At 71.8% G+C, this 20,175-nt stretch carries 16 protein-coding genes and 1 pseudogene; 6 read left to right on the plus strand and 11 right to left on the minus strand.

Annotated features, from left to right (window positions below):
• Nucleotides 1–118: 118 nt before the first annotated feature.
• The 3 genes and pseudogenes from ABT342_RS19825 to ABT342_RS19835 form a co-directional block, all read right to left on the minus strand.
• Nucleotides 119–1,525, minus strand: a pseudogene (locus ABT342_RS19825) (lactate utilization protein B); the annotation flags it as partial.
• On the minus strand, nt 1,522–2,241 hold the full coding sequence (locus ABT342_RS19830; protein ID WP_351575137.1) for a (Fe-S)-binding protein: 720 nt from the start codon (nt 2,239–2,241) through the stop codon (nt 1,522–1,524). The pseudogene ABT342_RS19825 and the gene ABT342_RS19830, both read right to left, overlap by 4 nt.
• 24 nt (nt 2,242–2,265) lie before the next feature.
• On the minus strand, nt 2,266–3,441 hold the full coding sequence (locus tag ABT342_RS19835) for a cytochrome P450 (protein ID WP_351575276.1): 1,176 nt from the start codon (nt 3,439–3,441) through the stop codon (nt 2,266–2,268).
• 311 nt (nt 3,442–3,752) lie between these two features.
• Between ABT342_RS19835 and ABT342_RS19840 the strand changes: the two genes are divergently transcribed.
• A complete protein-coding gene (locus ABT342_RS19840; protein WP_351575140.1) occupies nt 3,753–4,202 on the plus strand; it encodes an SRPBCC domain-containing protein in 450 nt (149 codons plus the stop codon).
• Between the two features lie 121 nt (nt 4,203–4,323).
• Here ABT342_RS19840 and ABT342_RS19845 read toward each other — a convergent pair whose 3' ends face one another.
• Complete coding sequence (locus ABT342_RS19845) at nt 4,324–5,517, minus strand: MFS transporter (RefSeq protein WP_351575143.1); 1,194 nt, start codon at nt 5,515–5,517, stop codon at nt 4,324–4,326.
• A gap of 59 nt (nt 5,518–5,576) precedes the next feature.
• Here ABT342_RS19845 and ABT342_RS19850 point away from each other — a divergent pair, with 59 nt between their 5' ends.
• Nucleotides 5,577–6,563, plus strand: a complete 987-nt coding sequence (locus tag ABT342_RS19850; RefSeq protein WP_351575146.1) for a helix-turn-helix domain-containing protein — start codon at nt 5,577–5,579, stop codon at nt 6,561–6,563.
• Nucleotides 6,564–6,756: 193 nt separating this feature from the next.
• Here ABT342_RS19850 and ABT342_RS19855 read toward each other — a convergent pair whose 3' ends face one another.
• Complete coding sequence (locus tag ABT342_RS19855; RefSeq protein ID WP_351575149.1) at nt 6,757–7,176, minus strand: DoxX family protein; 420 nt, start codon at nt 7,174–7,176, stop codon at nt 6,757–6,759.
• A 506-nt stretch (nt 7,177–7,682) separates the two neighbouring features.
• On the opposite strand from ABT342_RS19855, the gene ABT342_RS19860 reads away from it, so the two are divergent.
• From ABT342_RS19860 to ABT342_RS19875, 4 genes are all read left to right on the plus strand, one after another.
• Nucleotides 7,683–9,482, plus strand: a complete 1,800-nt coding sequence (locus ABT342_RS19860; protein ID WP_351575151.1) for a S8 family peptidase — start codon at nt 7,683–7,685, stop codon at nt 9,480–9,482.
• Nucleotides 9,483–9,675: 193 nt separating this feature from the next.
• Complete coding sequence (locus ABT342_RS19865) at nt 9,676–12,681, plus strand: helix-turn-helix transcriptional regulator (RefSeq protein ID WP_351575153.1); 3,006 nt, start codon at nt 9,676–9,678, stop codon at nt 12,679–12,681.
• A gap of 173 nt (nt 12,682–12,854) precedes the next feature.
• Nucleotides 12,855–13,523, plus strand: coding sequence for an O-methyltransferase (locus tag ABT342_RS19870; RefSeq protein ID WP_351575155.1), 669 nt, complete (start codon nt 12,855–12,857; stop codon nt 13,521–13,523).
• Nucleotides 13,524–13,539: 16 nt separating this feature from the next.
• Nucleotides 13,540–14,367 carry an MOSC domain-containing protein gene (locus ABT342_RS19875; RefSeq protein ID WP_351575157.1) on the plus strand — a complete coding sequence of 276 codons (828 nt, stop codon included), beginning with the start codon at nt 13,540–13,542 and terminating at the stop codon, nt 14,365–14,367.
• On the opposite strand, the gene ABT342_RS19880 is transcribed toward ABT342_RS19875, so the two are convergent.
• The 6 genes from ABT342_RS19880 to ABT342_RS19905 form a co-directional block, all read right to left on the minus strand.
• Nucleotides 14,364–15,746: a S8 family serine peptidase gene (locus tag ABT342_RS19880; protein WP_351575159.1), complete on the minus strand. Its 1,383-nt coding sequence runs from the start codon at nt 15,744–15,746 to the stop codon at nt 14,364–14,366. The genes ABT342_RS19875 and ABT342_RS19880 overlap by 4 nt on opposite strands.
• Nucleotides 15,736–17,322 (minus strand): amino acid adenylation domain-containing protein, encoded by a 1,587-nt coding sequence (locus tag ABT342_RS19885; RefSeq protein ID WP_351575162.1) that lies wholly within the window; start codon nt 17,320–17,322, stop codon nt 15,736–15,738. Before ABT342_RS19885 ends, ABT342_RS19880 begins: the two co-directional genes overlap by 11 nt.
• Nucleotides 17,319–17,939 carry an RBBP9/YdeN family alpha/beta hydrolase gene (locus ABT342_RS19890; RefSeq protein WP_351575165.1) on the minus strand — a complete coding sequence of 207 codons (621 nt, stop codon included), beginning with the start codon at nt 17,937–17,939 and terminating at the stop codon, nt 17,319–17,321. The genes ABT342_RS19885 and ABT342_RS19890 overlap by 4 nt, the downstream gene beginning before the upstream one ends.
• Nucleotides 17,940–17,946: 7 nt before the next feature.
• The gene (locus tag ABT342_RS19895) at nt 17,947–18,234 is read right to left on the minus strand and encodes an acyl carrier protein (protein ID WP_351575168.1); all 288 of its coding nucleotides are present in this window, start codon (nt 18,232–18,234) and stop codon (nt 17,947–17,949) included.
• 1 nt (nt 18,235) lies between these two features.
• Nucleotides 18,236–19,771 carry a coproporphyrinogen-III oxidase family protein gene (locus ABT342_RS19900; RefSeq protein ID WP_351575171.1) on the minus strand — a complete coding sequence of 512 codons (1,536 nt, stop codon included), beginning with the start codon at nt 19,769–19,771 and terminating at the stop codon, nt 18,236–18,238.
• A 62-nt stretch (nt 19,772–19,833) separates the two neighbouring features.
• Nucleotides 19,834–20,121 carry a 4Fe-4S dicluster domain-containing protein gene (locus ABT342_RS19905; RefSeq protein WP_351575174.1) on the minus strand — a complete coding sequence of 96 codons (288 nt, stop codon included), beginning with the start codon at nt 20,119–20,121 and terminating at the stop codon, nt 19,834–19,836.
• Nucleotides 20,122–20,175: the final 54 nt, after the last annotated feature.

The following is a 20,175-nucleotide window of genomic DNA, read 5'->3' on the forward strand; positions in this document are numbered from 1 at the left end:
CGGCCGCGAGGGCATCCGGACCGACGACCGGCCCGGTGGCGCCGCTTGCGGGCCCGGCGCCCGCGGCCGGTCGCGCGGGCCCGGGGTCCCGGTGCGCGGACCCGGTGGGGGCGTGGTGCTTCTTCCACCAGTCGCGGAAGGGCTCCGGCGGGAACGCGGGCAGGTCCCGGCCCTCGGTCCAGGCGCCCGCGCCGGGAAGGCCGGCCGGGTGGAACCGGCGGGTCCTCGACACGAGGCGTTCGCCCGCCGCGAGGGCCGCGGGGTGGTCCAGGACCCAGCCCGCGGCCCTGATCGCGGCCTTCTCCAGGCGGTGGCCCTTGCCGCCCCGCTCGGCGACCTTCTCCCGGAGGTGGACCAGCACCTCGGGGATGTCGATGGCGACCGGGCACACGTCGTAGCAGGCCCCGCACAGCGACGAGGCGTACGGCAGCGACGCGTCGATCTCGCTCGACGTGCCGCGCAGCTGGGGGGTGAGGATCGCGCCGATCGGGCCGGGGTAGACGGAGCCGTAGGCGTGGCCGCCGGCCCGCTCGTACACGGGGCAGACGTTCAGACAGGCCGAGCAGCGGATGCAGCGCAGCGCCTGGCGGCCGGTCTCGTCGGCGAGGGTGCGGGTGCGGCCGTTGTCGAGGAGGACGAGGTGGAAGGCGCGCGGGCCGTCGTCCTCCGTCGTGCCCGTCCACATCGTCGTGTACGGGTTCATCCGCTCGGCGGTCGAGGAGCGCGGCAGGGTCTGGAGGAAGACCTCCAGGTCGCGCCAGGTGGGCAGGACCTTCTCGATGCCGACGACGGAGATCAGCGTCTCGGGCAGGGTCAGGCACATCCGGCCGTTGCCCTCCGACTCGAAGACGACGAGCGTGCCGGTCTCGGCAACCATGAAGTTGGCGCCGGAGACGGCGACTTTCGCCCGCAGGAACTTCTCGCGGAGGTGGAGGCGCGCCGCCTCCGCCAGGTCGCCGGGTGTGTCGGTGAGCCCGTCCGGCGCGGGCCGCCCCCAGTCGCCCATCCGGTCCCGGAAGATGTCGCGGATCTCGCCGCGGTTGCGGTGGATGGCGGGGACCAGGATGTGGGAGGGCCGGTCCTCGCCGAGCTGCACGATGAGCTCGGCGAGGTCGGTCTCGTACGCGGCGATGCCCTCGGCCTCCAGGGCCTCGTTGAGGCCGATCTCCTGGGTGGCCATGGACTTGACCTTGACGACCTCGCGCTCTCCCGTGGCCTTCACCAGGTCCGCGACGATCCGGTTGGCCTCGGCGGCGTCGGCCGCCCAGTGCACGGTGCCGCCCGCCGCCGTGACGCGCTCCTCCAACTGCAGCAGATACGCATCCAGATGACGGAGCGTGCGGTCCTTGATCTGCTTTCCGGCCTCGCGCAGCAGCGCCCAGTCGTCGAGTTCGGCCACGGCCTTGGCCCGCTTGTCGCGGATGGTGTGCGTGGCATGCCGCAGATTGGCCCGCAGGGTCGGGTTGTGCACCGCCTCGCGCGCCGCCGCCGGGAAGGACGGCATGCCGAGATACGTACCGCTCATACGAGGGGCTCCTCTTCGGTGCTGCCGAGGATCTCGGCGATGTGGAGTGCGCGCAGGGGAGCTTCCTCACGGCGCAGGATGCCGCCGATGTGCATCAGGCAGGAGTTGTCGGCGCCGCACAGCACCTCGGCCCCGGTCGACACCGCGCCGCGTACCTTGTCCCGGCCCATGGCGGTCGACACGTCCGCGTTCTTGACGGCGAAGGTGCCGCCGAAGCCGCAGCATTCCTCGGCGCCCGGCAGCTCCAGCAGCTCCAGGCCCTTGACCGCCTCCAGGAGCCTGCGCGGCCGCTCCCCGAGTCCGAGGAGCCTCAGTCCGTGGCAGGACGGGTGATAGGTGACCTTGTGCGGAAAGTACGCGCCGACGTCGGTGACGCCAAGGACGTCGACGAGGAACTCCGTCAGTTCGTACGTACGCGACGCCAGCGAGGCGGCCGGGGCGCCGCCCAGGCGCGGATAGTGGTGGCGGACCATCGCGGCGCACGAGCCGGAGGGGGTGACGACGTACTCGTAGCCCTCGAAGACCCGGATCGTGCGCCGCACCAGGGGCTCGGCCTCGCGCCGGTAGCCGGTGTTGAACTGGGGCTGTCCGCAGCAGGTCTGCCCGGCGGGGAAGTCGACCTCCACCCCCAGCCGTTCCAGGAGGCGGACGGTGGCCACGCCTGTGGACGGGTAGACGGCGTCGTTGACGCAGGTGACGAAGAGGGCGACGCGCATGGGCGGAGGATATGCCCCGCCGGATCACCACACCAGGTGGAGGGCCTCGGGCGAGCGGTGGATCAGCGTCGGGCGCATGATGGTCCGCGCGCCGTCCGTGTCGTCGGCGAGTCGCAGCTCCGGGAGCCTGCTGCCGAGCAGCTCGACGCTCAGCCGGAGCTGCTCGCGGGCGAGCAGCGAGCCGGGGCAGCCATGGGGTCCGTGTCCGAAGGAGACGTGCCTGCTCGGGGCCGTGCGGGTGATGTCGAACTCGTCGGCCCGCTCGTGGCGCCGCTCGTCGCGGCCCGCCGATCCGTACGCGACGAAGACGGTCGCCCCGGCGGGCAGTTCGGTGCCGGCGACGGTGACGGGCCGGGTGGTGGTGCGCCTGAAGCCCTGGACCGCGGTGTCGTAGCGGACGGCCTCCTCGACCGCCGCCGCGACGAACTCCGGCTTGCGGCGGACGAGCTCCCACTGGGAGCGGTGGCTCAGCAGATGGAACAGGGTGGTGCCGATGAGGGCGCTCGTCGTCAGGTGCCCGGCGATGAGGAAGTTCTGCAGGTTGGACACGAGTTCATGGCGCTGGTCGAGCGTGAGCTCGCCGGTGCCGGGAGCCAGGGCGGCGACGAGGCCGGACACGAGGTCGTCGCGGGGGTCCGCGCGCCGCTCGCGTACGTAGTGGTCGAGGAGCTGCTGCAGCGCGACGACGTCGTGCGCGGCGGCGACCTGCTCCTCCTCCGTCAGCGGGCGGAACAGCAGCTCTTCGGTGCGGTGGCTGCCGTGCACGGCGGCCGGGACGTCCTGCGGGTCGAGCCCGATCAGCTTCCCGATGACCGCGCCGGGGAGCTTGCGGGCGTACGCCCCCATCAGCTCGGTGGAGCCGTCCGCGGCGAAGCCGTCGACGAGGGCCGCGGCGCACTCGGCGGCGTACGGGACGAGGGCGGCGATCCGGGCGGCGGACAGCGCGCGGTTGAGCGGGGCGCGCAGCCGCCGGTGGGCGGCGCCGTCCGTGGAGACGACGGTGGGGCGTTGGCCGAAGCCGCGCGAGAGCACGGCCAGTGCGGCGGGTGACGGAACGGCGTCGGGCCGCAGCGCCTGCGCGGACGAGAAGTCGTCCGCGCGCAGCAGCACTTCGCGTACGTCCTCGTCACGGGCGACGAGCCAGGCGGCGAGTTCGGGGACGTACAGGAGCCCTTCGGTCTCCCGGGCCCGTGCGTACAGCGGGTAGGGGTCGCGCTGGAGCGCGTCGAGAGCGGCGAATCGGGCGACGCCGGCGGCGGTGCCGGAGCCGGCGAAGCTGTCGTGGTCGGTCGGCTCCACGCGGTGCCTCCTGGACTGGCGCGTCAGGTACGGGGCGGGGGGCGTCCGGCCATCGTGCCCGAGGCCCGCCGCCCCGGGGAAGGGCGCGGCCCGTCCGGCGCGTCCGACTGGACGCGTGATCACTTCGGCATGTCCCGCGCCGGGACGGGATACGTCCCGGCTCGCCGTGGCACGCTGAGGCACCGACGAACGCGGCCGCCGCTGGAGCCTCGATGACGAGTCTTGACTTTGACCTGTACCTGCGCGCCACACCCCGGGAGGTGTGGACCGCGCTGACCGATCCGGCGATGGTTCCGCGCTGGCGTTTCGGGATGACGTTCGAGACCGACTGGCAGGCGGGCTCGCCCCTGACCACCCGGTCGCCGGACGGCGAGGGCAGCGTCCAGCAGGCGGTGCCGGGGCAGCACCTGGTCTACGACTGGCACCAGACCGACGAGCCGGATCCGAACGGGGGCCGGATGTCCGTCGTGTCCTTCGAGCTCGAACCGATGGGTGAGGTCACGCATCTGAACGTGGTGCACGGCGGGCTGGACCCGGAGGGCGAGTTCCTCAAGATCGTCAAACCGCGCTGGCCGATGCTGCTGTCCAGCCTGAAGAGCCTGGTCGAGACGGGGGAGCCGCTGCGCTTTCCGGAGCTCCCGGACTGCCCGGGGGCGGCCTGACCCCCTGCTGCCTCCGCCGACCTCCGCCGACCTCCGCCGACCTCCGCCGACCTCCGCCGACCTCCGCCGACCTCCGCCGACCTCCGCCGACCTCCGCCGGGAACGATACGTGCCGCCCGGCTCAGCGGACCGGTGCGCCGACGGGAGCCTCGGCGACGGCCCCCGGACGCAGTCCCGGCGCCAGTGCGAGCGTGACCGCGACGGACGCCGCCGCCATCACGGCCATCGCCGTCGCGGGCGACGTGTACTGGGCGAGACCGCCCGCGAGGGCGGCGCCGACGCCCTGCATCGCGAGCATGCCGGAGCCGTGCAGCCCGAGCGCGTGCCCGCTCAACTCGTCCGGGGTGAGCGCCATCAGCCGTTCCTGGAGCAGCAGGCTCGCCGCGTATCCCACCGAGGCGAGCACCACGGCCGCCACGGCCAGCGGCAGCCCCGGCCGCAGGGCGAAGAGCAGGTACGGAACGGCGAGCAGCAGCCTCAGCGGTGCGCCGATCCGCGCCCGCCACCGCTGCGGGACGAACCGCCCGACCGCCGTGTCGCCGATCAGCATGCCGAACGCGGCGAACGCCAGGAGGAGCCCGGCGTGCGTCGGCGCGTACGGGATGAAGAGGGCCTCGCAGCCGACGATCAGGCCGTTGGGGACCCACAGGGCGAGATAGACGTAGCGCCGTGGCCCGGACGACCAGAGCAGGGCGTTGTTCCGCCAGGTCTCGGCGACGGAGGGCCGTCCGGTGCCGCGCGGCGCCCGCCGGCCGAGGCCGAACCGGGCGATCGCCGCGGCGGCGCCGTACAGAACGGCGGCGGTGAGCAGGGTGCCGCGCGGCGAGAGCTGGGTCACGAGCACACCGCCGATCGCGAATCCGCAGATCTGCATGGTGCCGACGGCCATGTTGAGGACGGAGCGGCCGAGCAGATAGCCGTCGGTCGTGAGGATCTCGTTCAGGAGTCCGCCGCGCACTCCCCCGCCCACGGCGGCGACCGATCCCAGGCCGAGGAGGATCGCGAAGGCCGCCCAGACCGGCAGGCCGGGGAGGGCCAGGGCGGCGGTGCCGAGGCCGAACAGCAGTGCCATTGCGGTCAGCGCGGCGCGCGGCGGAACCCGGTCGGCCGCCGACAGCAGGGTCGCCGCGCCGATCACCTGGGCGAGGGACGGCCCGAACATGGCGAGGGCCGAGAGCAGCGGGGAGCCGGTGGAGGCGTAGATCAGGCTGCCCATGGCCAGCCCGCTCACGGTCGAGGCGGCGATCTGCACGGTGGTGTTCAGGAAGAGCGGGGTGAACTCCGGCGCCTGGAACAGTTCTCGGTAGGTGCGCATGGCGAGAGGCTCGGGGGCGATGCCGCGCGGGCGTTACTGTTTCGCGGGGAGGCGAAACCATGGGGTGGTGGCAGGTCGGCGCGGACACCCTCGCGGGCAGCCGGTTCGTGGTGTCGCCGCTGGCCGAGGCGATCGCCAGTCTGAAGGCGCTGGAGCGGGGCGCGGCCGGGCATCCCGGTGAGCGCGCGTGGCTCGACGCCCATCTGCCCGCCTACCGGGCGCGGCTGGCCGCCGATCCGCTGACGGCGCTGCTCATACGGTCCGCTCTCGCGCCGCGCTGGAACGCGGACTTCCTGACCCCGACGCCGTCGGGCGAGGGCGATCCGGCGTTCGATGACGAGCTGGCGCGGATACGGGACACCCCCGCCGAGGCGGCGCGCGCCGATGTGGAGGTGGCGCTCGGCGGTCCGCTGCCCGCCGCGCTGCGCGACCGGTCCGATCTGCCGGAGCGGGCGGCCGGTCTGCTGGAGTGGGTGTGGGGACAGACGGTGCTGCCGTACTGGCCCCGGCGGCGGCGGATCATCGAGGCCGATGTCCTCGCGCGGACGGAGCAGTTGAGCCGGGGCGGCTGGGCGGCGGCGCTGGAGACCCTCCGGCCGGGAAAGCTGCGCTGGCTGGGCGGCAGCCGGCTCCAGATCAACACCTACGACCATCCGCCCCGGGAGATCTCGGCGGGGGCGCGGCTGCTGTTCGTCCCGGTCACCCCGGGCACCGGCTGGGTCTCCTGGGACGCCCCGCACCGCTATGCCGTGGTGTTCCCCTGCTCGGGCACGCTGGCCGACGCGGACCGGACGTCGGTGCCCGAGTCCCTGGGGCGGCTGCTCGGGCCCGCGCGGGCGGGCGTCCTCGTCCTGCTCGGCACTCCGAAGAGCACGACACAGCTGGTGGCGCTGACCGGCCAGGGGCTGGGCTCGGTGGGACGCCACCTCAAGGTGCTGTACGACGCGGGGCTGATCGAGCGGCGTCGGGCCGGGCGGTCGGTGCTGTACTACCGCACGGACGCCGGGGACGTCCTGCTGGAGGCCGGGGACCCGCGCGTCGGCTGACGCGATTCGGCCACGACCGGCCGATGCGGCTCGGCCCGCGGGGCTCGGCCCACGCGACACAGCCGACACGGCTCGGCGCGTGTCGTGTCGGCCGACGCGACGCAGCCGACGCGGCTCGGCCCACGCAACTCGGCCGATGCGGTTCAGCCCACGGGCTCGGCCCACGCGACACAGCCGACACGGTCGACGCGGCTCAGCTGATGGTGAAGAGCGGGCCGGTTATCGTCAGGCCGAGGTCGTCGCCCACGTACGCGAAGAACGCGAACAGGGCGAGCGCGGCTCCGCCCAGCGCCAGGTCCTTCAGGAACATCACCTGTTCCGTCTGACGGGTCTGGGGTTCGCCCACCTTCCAGAAGTCGTGCATGACGATCGCGGTCGGGAAGCAGAAGACGGCCAGCAGCAGGGCGCCCACGTCCGCCCAGACTCCGAGCGCCACGCTGAGCCCTCCCACCAGGAGCAGCAGTCCGCTGAAGACGGTCGCCAGGACCGGTGCGGGGACGCCCTTGGACGCGGCGTACCCGCCCATCGCCTCGCGCTGGGTGAGGTGCCCCACGGCCGAGACGAGGAACACCAGGGCGAAGAGGATGCGTCCGACGAGCACCAGGACATCCATCCCGGCCTCCCTGAGTCGGGGTTGGGAATTCGCTTCTATTTTCCCACTCCTCCCGGCGTGAGGGCCGTCGATGGCGCAACGTCGCCACGCAGGGTCACACGCGTGTGACGGTAAGCTCCTCCTCCGCGTACTACCCGCGGTCACCCGCGGCCGCGCCGGCCCCCTCGCCCGTCCCCTTGTCGCCCCTCGCCTCCCGACGCGGGGGGCGACAAGGGTTTTCCCCGTATCGGGTTCATCTCCGCGTTCCCTACTGTCTGCCGCACCGGCGAATTCCAGCCTCCGGCCTGTAGCTGTCAGGTGCATGTAAACGCTGGATTTCGTCCGGTGACGGCCCTTGACCAGGGGCCGTCAGCCGGGGGCGGCGCACGGGCACACCCGGCCCGGGGAACCGCGGTCGCGACACCCCACATCGCGACCGCGGTTCCCGCGCGCTGCCGCCGGACCCCCACATCAGTTGAAAGGGATCAACCACCTTGAACGGTTCCGGACGGAGACTCATATCCGTCGTGGCCGCGACCGCCACGATCCTCGGCGTCGCAGCCACATCCGCCGTGGCGCTCGCCGCCGCCCCGGCGAACCCCTCCCCGACCCCCGCCCCGGCCGCGCAGTCCATGAACGCGCTGCCCACCGCGCCGGTCGAGAAGGTCATCGTCACCTACAAGTCCAAGACGGCCGAGGCCAGTTCCAACGCGGCCGCCGCGGGCGACGCCAAGGCCAAGGGCGCCGAGACGGGCGAGAGCCTCCTCTTCGAGCGCCGGCTCGCCGGCGGCGCCGCCCTGGTCGACCTGGGCGACGCGGCGTCCAAGAAGGACGTCACCGAGGTCATGGCCGCCTTCCGCGCCGACCCGTCGGTGGCGTCCGTCGAGCCCGACATCCGCGCCTACGCGATGGCGGTCACCCCGAACGACACCGAGTACACCAAGCAGTGGGACCTGTTCGAGGCCACCGGCGGGATGAACGTCCCGGGCGCCTGGGACAAGACCACCGGCAGCGGTGTGACGGTCGCCGTCATCGACACCGGGTACGCCGCCCACACGGACCTGGCCGGAAACGTCGTCTCCGGCTACGACTTCATCTCGACGTCCGCCGACGCCCGCGACGGCAACGGCCGCGACGCCGACGCCAAGGACGAGGGCGACTGGAACGCCACCGACGGCGAGTGCGGCCCCGGTTCCACCGCGGGTGACTCCTCCTGGCACGGCACGCACGTGGCGGGCACGATCGCCGCGACGACCCACAACAGCAAGGGCGTCGCCGGCATCGCGTACGGTGCGAAGATCCAGCCGGTGCGCGTGCTCGGCAAGTGCGGCGGTTCGTCCGCGGACATCGCCGACGCGATCACCTGGGCGTCCGGCGGCAGCGTTCCGGGCGTCCCGGCGAACGCGACCCCGGCGAAGGTCATCAACCTGAGCCTGGGCGGCGCGAGCTCCACCTGCCCGAGCGTGTACCAGAACGCCATCAACGGCGCCGTGTCGCGCGGCACGACCGTGGTCGTCGCGGCGGGCAACAGCAACGCCAACGCGTCCGGGTTCACTCCCGCCAACTGCGCCAACATCATCAACGTGGCGTCGTCGAGCCGTGAGGGGAACCGTTCCTTCTACTCGAACTACGGCAGCATCGTCGATGTCGCCGCGCCCGGCGGCGAGACCCGTCGCGGCACGGACACGCCCGGCACCGTCACCACGCCCGAGAACGGCATCCTCTCCACGCTGAACTCCGGCGCCACCGTGCAGTCGGCCGAGAACTACCAGCCCTACCAGGGCACTTCGATGGCCGCCCCGCACATCGCCGGCCTCGCCGCGCTGCTGGAGTCCGCCAAGCCCGCGCTGACCCCGGCCGAGATCGAGTCCGCGATCAAGACCAACGCCCGTCCGCTGCCCGGCACCTGCTCCGGCGGCTGCGGCGCGGGTATCGCCGATGCGGCGAAGACCGTGAACGCCGTCACCGGCACCACCCCGGGGGGGACGACGTTCACGAACGGGACCGACGTCACGATCAGGGACAACACCACCGTTTCGTCCTCGATCGCCGTCACCGGCCGCACCGGCAACGCCCCCGCCGCCCTCAAGGTCGACGTGGACATCAAGCACACCTGGCGCGGTGACCTCGTCATCGACCTGATCGCCCCGGACGGCACCGTACGCAACCTCAAGGCGTCCTCCGGCTCGGACAGCGCCGACAACGTCCTCGCGACGTACACGGTCGACGCGTCGAGCGAGGTCGCCAACGGAACGTGGAAGCTTCAGGTCCGCGACGTGGCCTCGGGTGACACCGGCTACATCAACTCCTGGAGTCTCACCTTCTGAGACGGCCGTCAAGCTGGTATTACCGCTGGTCAGGGGCGCGTTCATGGCATATGCCACGGGCGCGCCCCGTCGGCGGTCCAGGTCCAGACCTGTCCGTATCCTGGACGCGGTACCTGGACCGCGCCGAGTGGCTTCGTATCCTCTGCTCGAACGGGCAGGGGGCCCGCGCACGCCGGAAGGTGGTGGTGGGTACGTGACATCCGCGGCGTACTCCCCTGGGCCGGTCGGCCGGGCCGAGCTCATCAGCCGGCTCGAACGAGTCCTGCACACCCGAGGCCGCGCCCTGCTCACCGGCCCCGTCGGCATCGGCAAGACCGAGGTCGCCCTCGCCGCCGCCGCCCAGGCCGAGTCCCGCGGCGACACCGTCCTCCGGCTCACCGTCCTCCCCGCCGACCGCACCATCCCGGGCGCGGCGGCGGCCGCGCTGGTCGCCTCGATCTCGGCCCTGGTGTCATGGCCCCGGGCCGCCGCGCAGGGCGAACGGTTGGCTCCCGGCGGCCCCGCCCGCACCGCGGCCGGTCCCCACGACTCCCCCGTGCGCGACGTCGGCGAGCCCGAAGGTGCCGCGCACAGCGGCCAGGCCCACCCCGGCGACTCCGGTGCCCCCGGTGCCCCTCGCGACCGCGGCACGCCGCAGCCGAGCCCCGGCGACCCCGCTGCACAGGATGACGCTCCCGGCGGCCCCGCCCCGTACAGCGTTCTCGACGCGCTCCCCGGTCCGCAGCGCGCCGCCGTCGCCATGCTGTGCCGGGAGGCGCCCGTACCGGAACACGGATGGGACCCCATCGCCCTGCGGCTCGGCCTCGCCCGGATCCTGCGTGCCGTCGCCGCGCGCGGCCCCGTTCTGCTCGTCGTCGACGGCGTGCAGCTCATCGACGACGACAGCGCCGGACTGCTGCGCTTCGCCCTGCACCTGGCCCCGGAGAACCTGCGGGTCATCGCGGTCGAGACCCCGGACCCGGCCGCCCCGGAGCCCCTGTGGGTGCCGTCCGAGGCGGACGTGCTGAACGTGGCGCCGCTGCACGCCGACGAGGTCGCCGAGCTCCTCATCCACCACCGGCTCCCGTCCCGGATGGCCGGACGTATCCACAAGGCCAGCGGCGGCAACCCGCGGCTCGCGCTCGCCGTCGGCCGGTCGATCGCCGACGCGCGGACCCCCGTGCACCACGCCGAGGCGCTGTCCCTGTCGGGCCGCGCCAGGGACGTCGCCCGCCAGCTGCTCGGCGCGGTCGCCCCCGACGTACGCGGAACGCTGCTGCTGGCCGCGCTGGCGCTGCGGCCGACCGCGTCGCTGATCCGCCGTGCGGGCCGCCCCACCGCGGAGGCGGAGCTCGCCGCCGCCGAGCGGGCGGGGCTGATCTCGCTCACCGAGGACGGCACGGTGGCCTTCACGGCCGGTGTGCTGCCGTCGACGCTGGTGCACGACGCGTGCTGGACCGCGCGCAGCGAGGGGCACGTGGCGCTCGCACGGGTCGTGGACGACCCCGTCGAAGAGGTCCGCCACCGCGCGCTGGCCACGGACGTCCCCGACGAGGAGCTGGCCGCCGAGGTCACGGCGGCCGCCGAAGCCGCGCGGCGCCGCGGGAACAGCACCCTGGCCGCCGAACTCGCCCTGCTGGCCGCCGAGTCCACCCCCGGCCGGCACGGCGACCGGCGCATCGCCCGGCTGGTCGAGGCCGCCGAGGAGGCCGCCCGCGCGGCCCGCGCCGACCTCGCGATGCGCGCCGCCACCGATCTGCTGGCCCGGGACGCCTCCCCGGCCGACCGGGTCCGGGCCCGGCTCGCGGTGCTGGACACCGCCGGGCAGGGGCTGACCGGCCTCGACGAGAGCTACGTCCACGCGATGGAGGACTCCGAGGGCCACACGGCGCTGCGGGCGGCCGTACAGCTGCGGCTGGCGGTCAAGTACGTGCTGGCCGACGGCGATCCGAAACGGTCCCGGGCCGCCGCCGTCGCGTCCGCCGCGCTCGCCGCCTCCGTGGGCGACCGGATGACGGCAGCCAGGGCGCTGACCGTCCAGGCGCGGATGGACCGCGTGCTCGGTTCGCCCGATGCGGAGCGGGTGCTGACCGAGGCCCGCGCCCTGGAGATGGCCGAGCGGCCACTCGGCATCCGCAACGCCGCACAGATCCTGACGATCCGTCACGCCCTGTTCGACGACCGGCTCACCGACGCCCGCGACCAGCTCAGCGCCCTGTTGCCGCTGGTGGAGCGGCGCGGCACGGTCGAGGACGCGATCGAGCTGTACCGCACCCTCGCCGAGATAGACGGCCGGCAGGGCCAGTGCGCCGTGGCGCTCGACCACGCCGGACGGTCGCTCGCCCTGACGCTGGAGGCCGGCCTCTCCCCCGGGCCCGCCTGGTACGCGCTGGCGCTCGCGGAGACCGCGGGCGGCAGTTTCGCGCGGGCGGCGAGCTACGCCCGGCGCAGCGCGCAGGCCTCCGAGGAGGAGGGCGACCGCGTCTTCCTCTCCCGCAGTCTGTACGCGCTCGGCCGGGTCCAACTGCTCACGGGAGACGTGGCGAACGCGCTGGAGACCCTGCGCCGGGTACGGACCGGGGAGGAGGCGCAGTCGGCCGTCGACCCGTCCATGCTGCGCTGGCACGAGGAGCTCGCCGAGGCGCTGCTCGCGAACGACGCCCCGGAGGAGGCCACGGCCCTGCTCGCCGAGGTGCGTCCGGTCGCGGAGCGCCTCGGCCGTACGACCGTGCTGCTCGGCTGCGACCGGGCGCACGCCCTGTATCTGGCGGCGCAAGGACGGCCCGGGGAGGCGGCGGAGCTGCTGACCCGGACCGCCGGGCGGTTCGCCGACGCGGGCCTGCCCCTGGAACACGGGCGCGCCCTCATCGCGCTCGCCCGCGTGGAACGCCGCCGCCGCAGACGTTCGGCCGCTCAGCAGGCCCTGAGCTCCGCGGCCGCGGTCTTCGAACAGGCAGGGGCCGCCCCCTGGCTGGGCCTCGTCACGGAGGCCCCGCCCGCCGCGGCCGATCCCGCCCCGGCCCGTGGCGGCGCCGCCCTCGCCCAGCTCACCGAGGCGGAGCTGCGCCTCGCGCGCCTGGTCGGCCAAGGGGCCAGCAACCAGGAGGCGGCGGCCAAGCTGTACCTCAGCGTGAAGACGGTCGAGGCCCGGCTGACCCGCATCTACCAGAAGCTGGACGTCCGTTCCCGCGCCCAGCTGGCGACGGCGCTCAACGCCTGACGTCGGCGAACGGAAAGCACCGGCGACCGCCGCGGCCTGCGCGATTCCGCGGGTGTCGTCGGCCACGCGCGCCACGCACCCATCGTTCCGCACCAGAAAGCCGTTGACTGCCCACCGACAGCCCCTAGTAGGTTCCCTCTCGGAACTCAATGAGCGTCGGAAGGAATCCCACTGTGTCCCTGCCCCTCTGGACAGCGGTCGACGACTACTTCAACGAGCTCCTCGTGCAGGAGGACGGCCCCCTGCTCGCAGCCGCCAGGGAGAGTGACGCGGCCGGACTCCCGTCGCATCAGGTCGCCCCCAATCAGGGCAAGTTACTGCACCTGATCGCCCGGCTCCGAAACGCCCGCACGATCCTGGAGATCGGCACCCTCGGCGGCTACAGCACCATCTGGCTCGCCCGGGCCCTCCCGGAAGGCGGCCGCCTGGTGACCCTGGAGGCCGATGAGGAGTACGCCACCGTGGCCGCTGCCAACATCGCGCGCGCCGGACTTGAGCACGTCGTCGACGTCCGGGTCGGCAAGGCCGTCGACTCGCTGCCCCGGATCGCGGAGGAGGGCGTGGGTCCGTTCGACCTCGTCTTCATCGACGCGGACAAGCCCTCCAACCCCGACTACCTGGAGTGGGCCCTGAAGCTGACCCGCCCCGGCAGCGTCATCGTCGGCGACAACGTCGTCCGCGACGGCGCTGTCACCGACCCGAACAGCAGCGATCCCCGGGTCCAGGGCGTGCGCCGCTTCACCGAACTCATCGCCGCTCACCCGCGGCTGACCGCCACCACGGTGCAGACCGTCGGCGCCAAGGGCCACGACGGCTTCACCCTCGCCCTTGTCACCGACTGACGCGGGGCCCCGCCCGATGGCCCGCGTCGTCGAGTTGTCGTACTACCCCGTCAAGGGCTGCGCCGGTACGTCGGTGTCCGAGACCCTGCTGACGCCCGCCGGCCTCGCCCACGACCGCAGCTTCATGGTCGTCAGCGAGCAGGGCGTGTTCCGCACCCAGCGCCGCGACCCCCGCCTGGCCCTGATCCGGCCCGCCCTCGACCCGGACGGGCGACGGCTCACCCTCCACTCCCCCGGCACCGAACCGCTCACGATCGACGTGGACACCTCGGGTGCCCGCCGGGCGGTGGACCTGTTCGGCGACCCGTACCGGGGCATCGACCAGGGCGACCTTTCGGCTGCGTGGTTCTCGGACGTACTCCGTACGCCCAGCCGCCTGGTGCGCGTGCCCCCGGAACACGACCGTGTGACCGACGGCAGGACCCCCGGGACCTCCGGCTACGCCGACAGCTGCCCGCTCCATGTCGTCTCCCGCGCCACCTTGGACCTGCTCGACTCAAGACTGGCCGCCCGCGGCGCCCCGCCCGTCCCCGCGAACCGCTTTCGCGCCAACATCGTCGTCGACGGCTGGGACGATCCGCACACCGAGGACAGCGCCCACCGCCTCACCATCGGTGCGGCCGAACTCGGCTACGCCAAGCCGGCGATCCGCTGCGCCGTCACCATGGTCGACCAGGAGTCGGGCACAAGAGACGGCCCGGAACCCTTGCGCACGCTGGCCACCTACCGGCGAGCCGCCGAAGGCGGCATCGCGTTCGGTTCGAAGTTCGCCGTCCTCAGCCCCGGAAAGATGTCCGTCGGCGACGAGGTGACCGTCACGGCATGGAGCCGAGCGGAGTTCTAGGTCCTGGCCGTGAGCAGACCGTGGCCGACCGCCGGGTTCGGGCTCGTACCGCCGCACTCGTCTCCGGTGAGGGAACGGCCTTCCCTCACCGGCACGCAGCTCGCGGCCAGCAGGGCCGGTTCGATCGACGCGCCTCTGCCCACGCCCTGCTGGACGGCCAGGGCCACCACTCCGGCGGCGTAGGCCGTCGCGCCCGATGTTCCGCTCGACACCAGCCAGCCGTCGTCGGGTGCGGTGCCGTCGTAGCTGCTGTTCCTCCGGTCGAACAGGCAGCCGGGTTGGGTCGGGAACACGATGTAGTTGCCATGGGGGAGCATGCCGCACGGGCCGGACACATCGGGAACCGCCCGGCCGGGGAAGACGGCCGACCGGTAGCTGGAGGCGAGGTCGGACGCCCTGAGCTCGCCGTGCGGGCCCACGTGGACCCCGCCGACGGTGAGGGCGCCGGGCGTGGCGACGGACTGGAACATCGCGGTGGGCCGGTCGGTCGAGCCGTTCCCGGCGGCGAAGAGCACGGTGATGCCACGGCGCAGGGCGTTCGCCACCTCGAGATGGAGGTGGGGTTCGGACCGCATCGTGCCCCAGCTGCAGGAAATGACATCGGGCCCGAGCCGCACGGCTCGCTGGAACGCGGCGACGGGGAAGGAGAATCCCTCGTTGGCCATCTTGACCAGGGTGAGGTCGACGCGCGGTGCGACGGCCAGCAGCAGTGCCGACATGGCCGTGCCGTGTCCCCGTTCGTCGGCCCCGGGGTCGAGCAGCGACAGGGCGGGGACCACCGTCGTCGCGTACGCGTGGCTCCGGTGGTGCGGGTGGTCGTACAGTCCCGTGTCGACCATCACCACCTTCACGCCCTCGCCTCGGATCCCGGCGGCGTGCAGACGATCCGCCCCCGACAGGCGCACCACGTCGTCGGGCAGCCGGAGATAGTGCCCCGCGTCGAGCTCCGGTGCCACAGCGCTCGCGGTAGGGGTCGGGGTCGCGGCCAGCTCGAAGCCCGAGCGCGGCGGTGAGACCTCCGCGATCAGTTCCGGGCACACCCGGGAGCGCAGCGGGCCCCGCGCGATCAGGTCGTACCGTTGCGACTCCCTGATGTACTTGTTGCGTACCGGTGCGACGGAATGGCCGAAGACCTCGGCGAGCAGAGTGTGCTCGCCACTGACCGTGAGACCGACCTCGGTGTGCGCCTCGACGAGCAGGCCTTCGCGGGTGAACGCGTCGACCAGCCGGTCGACGGCGCCGGGTGCGGGAAGGAACGCGTCGACGCCGTGCTGGAGCAGCTTGGCCGGTTCGGCGCCCAGACACTGCCCGGACGCCGAACGGGGAACGACGGTCAGCACGCCGTGCCGGGAGAACAGGGAGACCTCGTCATCGATCACTACGGCGCTGTCCTTCCACCCGTGCGCGCAGGCGCTTCCGGTCGAGCTTGCCCGAGGGAGTCAGGCCCACCTCTCCCCCGGACATCACGACGACCTCCGAAGGGAGCATGTACGGGGGCAGCACCTCGGCCAGCGCGCTCAGCAGTTCCGGTCCCCTGCCGGACCCGCCGAGCACGAACAGGGTGATGGCCTTGCCGGTGATGGGGTGCTCGGTCGGCACCGCGCAGCAGTCCGTCACCCACGCGACGGACAGTGCCGCCGCCTCGACCTCGGAGAGATGGACCAGGTTTCCGTTGATCTTCAGGGCGTCGTCGCGCCGGCCCACGAACATGAGCCGGCCGTCGCTCCGGCCGCGTACCAGGTCGCCCGAGCGGTAGTACGGGCCTCCGGTCGCGCCCGGTATCGTCACCAGCACCTGCTCGGTCCGTGCCGCGTCGCCGCAGTACCCCTCCATCACCTGTGCTCCCCCGATGAGCAGCTCGCCCACCTCGCCCTCGGGGACGGGGCTCAGACGGTCGTCCACGACCAGGACGTCGACGGCCGGAAGGGGCGTGCCGATGGGCAGGAACTCCTCGTCGTGGGACGCGAGGTCGTCGGTGAGGTAGAGCGTCGCACTGTGCGTGGTCTCGGTCGGTCCGTAGCCGTGGACGAAGGTGAGCCCCGGCAGCTTCTTGTCCAGGGCCCGGAGCAGCGAGACCGGGCACGACTCGCCTCCGAACCACACGCGCCGCAGCGCGCTCAGGTCGCGGCGGTCGATGTCGCTGAACCGCCCGACGAGCATCCGGATGACCGAGGGCACCAGCAGGGTGTCGCTGATCCGCCGTTCCTCGCAGGCCCGGGTGATCTGGGTCGGCATCGTGAGGCGTGGCAGCAGGTGCACGCTGCCCCCGACGAGGAACGTCGAGTAGAGGTCGACGACCGACGCGTCGAAGAAGAGCGGCGCCACGTTCAGGTAGCGCATGCCCTCGTCGAAACCGACCACCTCTTGTACGCCTGCGAGCAGTGCGCACACGCTGCGGTGGCTGATGACGACGCCTTTGGGACCGCCGGTCGAGCCCGAGGTGAAGATGACGTACGCGTGGTCGTCCGGGTGGCGATCGCCGTCCGCCGGCCGGACGTGGTCGGTTTCGGCCTCGGGGTCCCAGAGCTCGCCGACCGCGTCCTCCGGGGCGTCCCGCAGAGCGGTCACCACCGTGCCGGCGGGTGCGCCGGCGATCAGGCCGAGGTGGCGGGGGTGGACCACGGTCGCTGCCGGACGGCACGTGCCGAGCAGCAGCGCGACCCGGGCCGGCGGCAGCGACTCGTCGATGGGTACGTACCGGGCGCCGAGCCGGAGAGCGGCCCACATGCACACCACGGAGTCGACGGACTTGTCCATGACCATGGCCACGGTCCCGTGTCTGCCGACCCCCTGACGAGCCAGGAGGTCCGTCAGGGTCTGGGTCCGCCTGGCCAGGGTCCGGTACGAGACCTGTTCACCGGTGGCCAGGTCGACCACGGCCACGGCGTCACTGTCGTGGCGCCGTTCGAGGACCTCGTCCACCAGCCGGGGGGACCGGGGAGTCGCGTCGGTCATCGGCCTCCTTCCCGACCCCGTGGCCCGTCGAGTTCGTGGCACACCGCCTCCAGGAGCTCGGGGAAGGTCTCCATCTGCTGGTCGTAGGAACCGAAGTGCCCCATTCCCTCCATGAGGGTGAACCGGCTGTCGGTGAGCCGGTGGAGCTCCTCGGCGACCTCCACCGGGACCCATGGGTCGTCCTTCGAGTGGAACTGGACGATGAATCGCTGATTCCGCTTGATGACGTCCCAGTCCCACGGGCTGTCGAAGAATCCGCTGCGGCGTTCCAGCTCGAAACCGCAGTCGGTGTGGTGCCCGGCGATGGCGAAGGTGCCGAGCAGGGGCGCCGACTCGGCATAGCGGAACGCCGCCAGCGCCCCGGAGGAGTGCCCGACGATGACGGTCCTTTCGTCCGGGCAGATCACGTCCGTGAGGAACGGCAGCCAGTACCGCATACGCCCTTTGATCGGATCCGGAAAGGTCTTGGCCACCACGTGGTGGCCGCGGCTCTCGAGCTCCCTCTTGAGATAGGGGAACCAGATCCCGTCGATGGTCGCTCCGGCGTTCCCGTGGATCAGCACGATCCGCACGTCGCGTCCGTCGTGAGCGTCGTGTGCGTCTGCTTCGAAGGTCATGGCGCCGTCAGACCGTGTACATCTCGTCGCCCAGCTGATCCTCCAGCAGCTCGGCCAACGAGCCCAGGGTGGCGAAGTTCTCCACGGTCAGCAACTCCGGTTCGAGTTCGATGTCGTAGAAGGTCTCGAAGGCCAGGGTGAGTTCGATCATCTGGGTCGAGTTCAGTGAGAGCCCCCCGTTGAACAGGGGTGTCGCGGAGGTCAGATCGACCTGACGGTTCGGGAAGATCTCGGCGATGATCTTGCGCAGATCTTCCTCGATGTCCCCGCGGGTCTTCTCGCCGGCCGTGCTCAACTCAGCTCCTCTCCGGCGTCGCGGGCTTCTCGGCCGCGGGCGCCTCAGCCGGTTCCGCCTTCCGGGTCTGCAGGAAGACCGGGGTCCGCGGGATGTTCATCTCGTCCTGGTGGAACGGGTTGCGCTTGTTCTTCAGCGAGAGGTACATCGTGCGGCGCGCCCGTGCCTTCTCCTCGTCGGAGTAGAAGAGGAAGGCGATGTTGCCCGCGTTCTCCCGCCCGACCTCGGTCAGGCTGATCTCCTCGTCGGTCTCGACGGCGTAGCCGCGCTCGACCATCCAGTCGATCTCCCGGCGGTACTTCTCCAGATTGGCGACATCCGCCTTGCGGACGCTGCCGAACACGGGGAAGAAGACCATGACGCGGTTCTCGACCTCGTCCTCGCTGCAGATGCGCCCCTGCTCGATGGGGAGGATGCCGGCCTCGACGTCCTGCATCCAGCGGTCCACGCTGGTGTGGTTCCGGTAGCTGCGTTCACCCATGTAGTTCTCGGCCGCCGGCCCGATGCCCAGGGTGTAGCTCGCCCGGTAGCCGTTCCCGCCGCAGGCGTGGTCCAGCCCGATCTCGCCGGGGTCGTCGAGGTGCGTGAAGAAGTTGATCAGGAGCTGCTTGTCGTAGCCGTAGGCGGCGAGACTCTCCTTGATCTGGCGGTACTGGGTCCGCTCGATGCTTCCCGACGGCTTGACGTCGCCCGCCTTGCCGGAGCGGATCTGCTGGTCGAGGCGCGTCCCTTCCCACTGGTTGAAGCGGTACGTCTGGACGAAGCTGGGCCGCAGCTCGGCACAGATCCCCTCGACGTCCCGGGCGAGGACCTCCTCCGTCTGGCCGGGCAGGTTGTACATGAGGTCCAGGGCGAAGGTGCGGATCCCCGCCTTGCGGATGTTCTCGGCGGTCTGATGGACCTGGTCGACTGTGGCCTTGATGGTCAGCTTCCGCCTGATGTCCTCGTCGAGCGTCTGCACGCCGAACGAGATACGGGTGATCCCGAGCGACTTGAGCATCTCGATGTAGCCGTCCTGGCAGAGGCCGAGCGGGCTGCCCTCCAGGGATATGCCGCTGACCTCGCTGAGGTCGAACTCGCGGTGCACCGCTTCGAGAATGGTGCTCATGGATTCCTGCTCCAGCGCCGACGGCGTCCCGCCGCCGAACTGGACGTACTTGATCTTCGTGCCCTCGAAGTACTTCGACCGCGCGTTGCGCTCGATCTCCCGCACCATGGCCCGGACGAACCGCTTCTGCCGCTCGCCCTGGTACTTCGCCGCGGACTCCTTGAAGCATGCGCAGAAGTTGCAGAACGCCTCGCAGAAGGGGATGTGGAAGTACAGGAGGATGTCGGTCTGCCGCGGGTGGCTCTGCCGGTCGAGGAAGGAGAAGTACTCGGCCTTCTCCTCCTCGGTCTTGAGCGCGTCCTGGAAGGCGCAGATCTTGGGGTAGAACCAGGTGACGTTGGTGCGCTTCTCGGGGCTCTCGAAATCGTCCTTCAGGTAGAAGTTCGAGTCGAGCCCGAGCATGAACGAATTCTCGATCTGTGTCGTCATGCCTTACATCCCAACTTTCCGATTGGACGGACCGGTTGGACAGACGGGCCGGTGGACGGAGGTCATCCGTCGGCCGGTTCCCCCTTGTGGCCCCTGCTGACGTCGATGACGGGGTACTTCTGGCTCATCTCTCCGTTGATCGCGATCCACTGGAACTTGTCCTCGGGCAGATCGATGTCGGCCCAGATGGCCTCGGGCGGGCATTCCGTGACGCACGCGTTGCAGTCGATGCACTCCTCAGGGTTGATGTAGAGCATCTCCGGACCCTCGTGGAAGCAGCTGACCGGGCAGACATCCACACAGTCCGTGTACTTGCAGCCGATGCACTCGTCGGTGACGACGTAAGCCATGTCCTTGATTCCTCCTGACGTCTGTGGCGATGCTTTCCCCCGCCCGGATTCCGG

This window comes from Streptomyces sp. NPDC000410 (assembly GCF_040300305.1).
Taxonomy (GTDB): Bacteria; Actinomycetota; Actinomycetes; order Streptomycetales; family Streptomycetaceae; genus Streptomyces.

Bases quoted from the DNA above. Each gene is read 5' to 3' on its own strand.
- ABT342_RS19830 (WP_351575137.1), bottom strand. From the start codon at position 2,241: ATGCGCGTCGCCCTCTTCGTCACCTGCGTCAACGACGCCGTCTACCCG.
- ABT342_RS19900 (WP_351575171.1), bottom strand. From the start codon at position 19,771: ATGACGACACAGATCGAGAATTCGTTCATGCTCGGGCTCGACTCGAAC.
- ABT342_RS19840 (WP_351575140.1), top strand. From the start codon at position 3,753: ATGACGAGTCTTGACTTTGACCTGTACCTGCGCGCCACACCCCGGGAG.
- ABT342_RS19905 (WP_351575174.1), bottom strand. From the start codon at position 20,121: ATGGCTTACGTCGTCACCGACGAGTGCATCGGCTGCAAGTACACGGAC.
- ABT342_RS19875 (WP_351575157.1), top strand. From the start codon at position 13,540: ATGGCCCGCGTCGTCGAGTTGTCGTACTACCCCGTCAAGGGCTGCGCC.
- ABT342_RS19845 (WP_351575143.1), bottom strand. From the start codon at position 5,517: ATGCGCACCTACCGAGAACTGTTCCAGGCGCCGGAGTTCACCCCGCTC.
- ABT342_RS19855 (WP_351575149.1), bottom strand. From the start codon at position 7,176: ATGGATGTCCTGGTGCTCGTCGGACGCATCCTCTTCGCCCTGGTGTTC.
- ABT342_RS19890 (WP_351575165.1), bottom strand. From the start codon at position 17,939: ATGACCTTCGAAGCAGACGCACACGACGCTCACGACGGACGCGACGTG.
- ABT342_RS19850 (WP_351575146.1), top strand. From the start codon at position 5,577: ATGGGGTGGTGGCAGGTCGGCGCGGACACCCTCGCGGGCAGCCGGTTC.
- ABT342_RS19885 (WP_351575162.1), bottom strand. From the start codon at position 17,322: ATGACCGACGCGACTCCCCGGTCCCCCCGGCTGGTGGACGAGGTCCTC.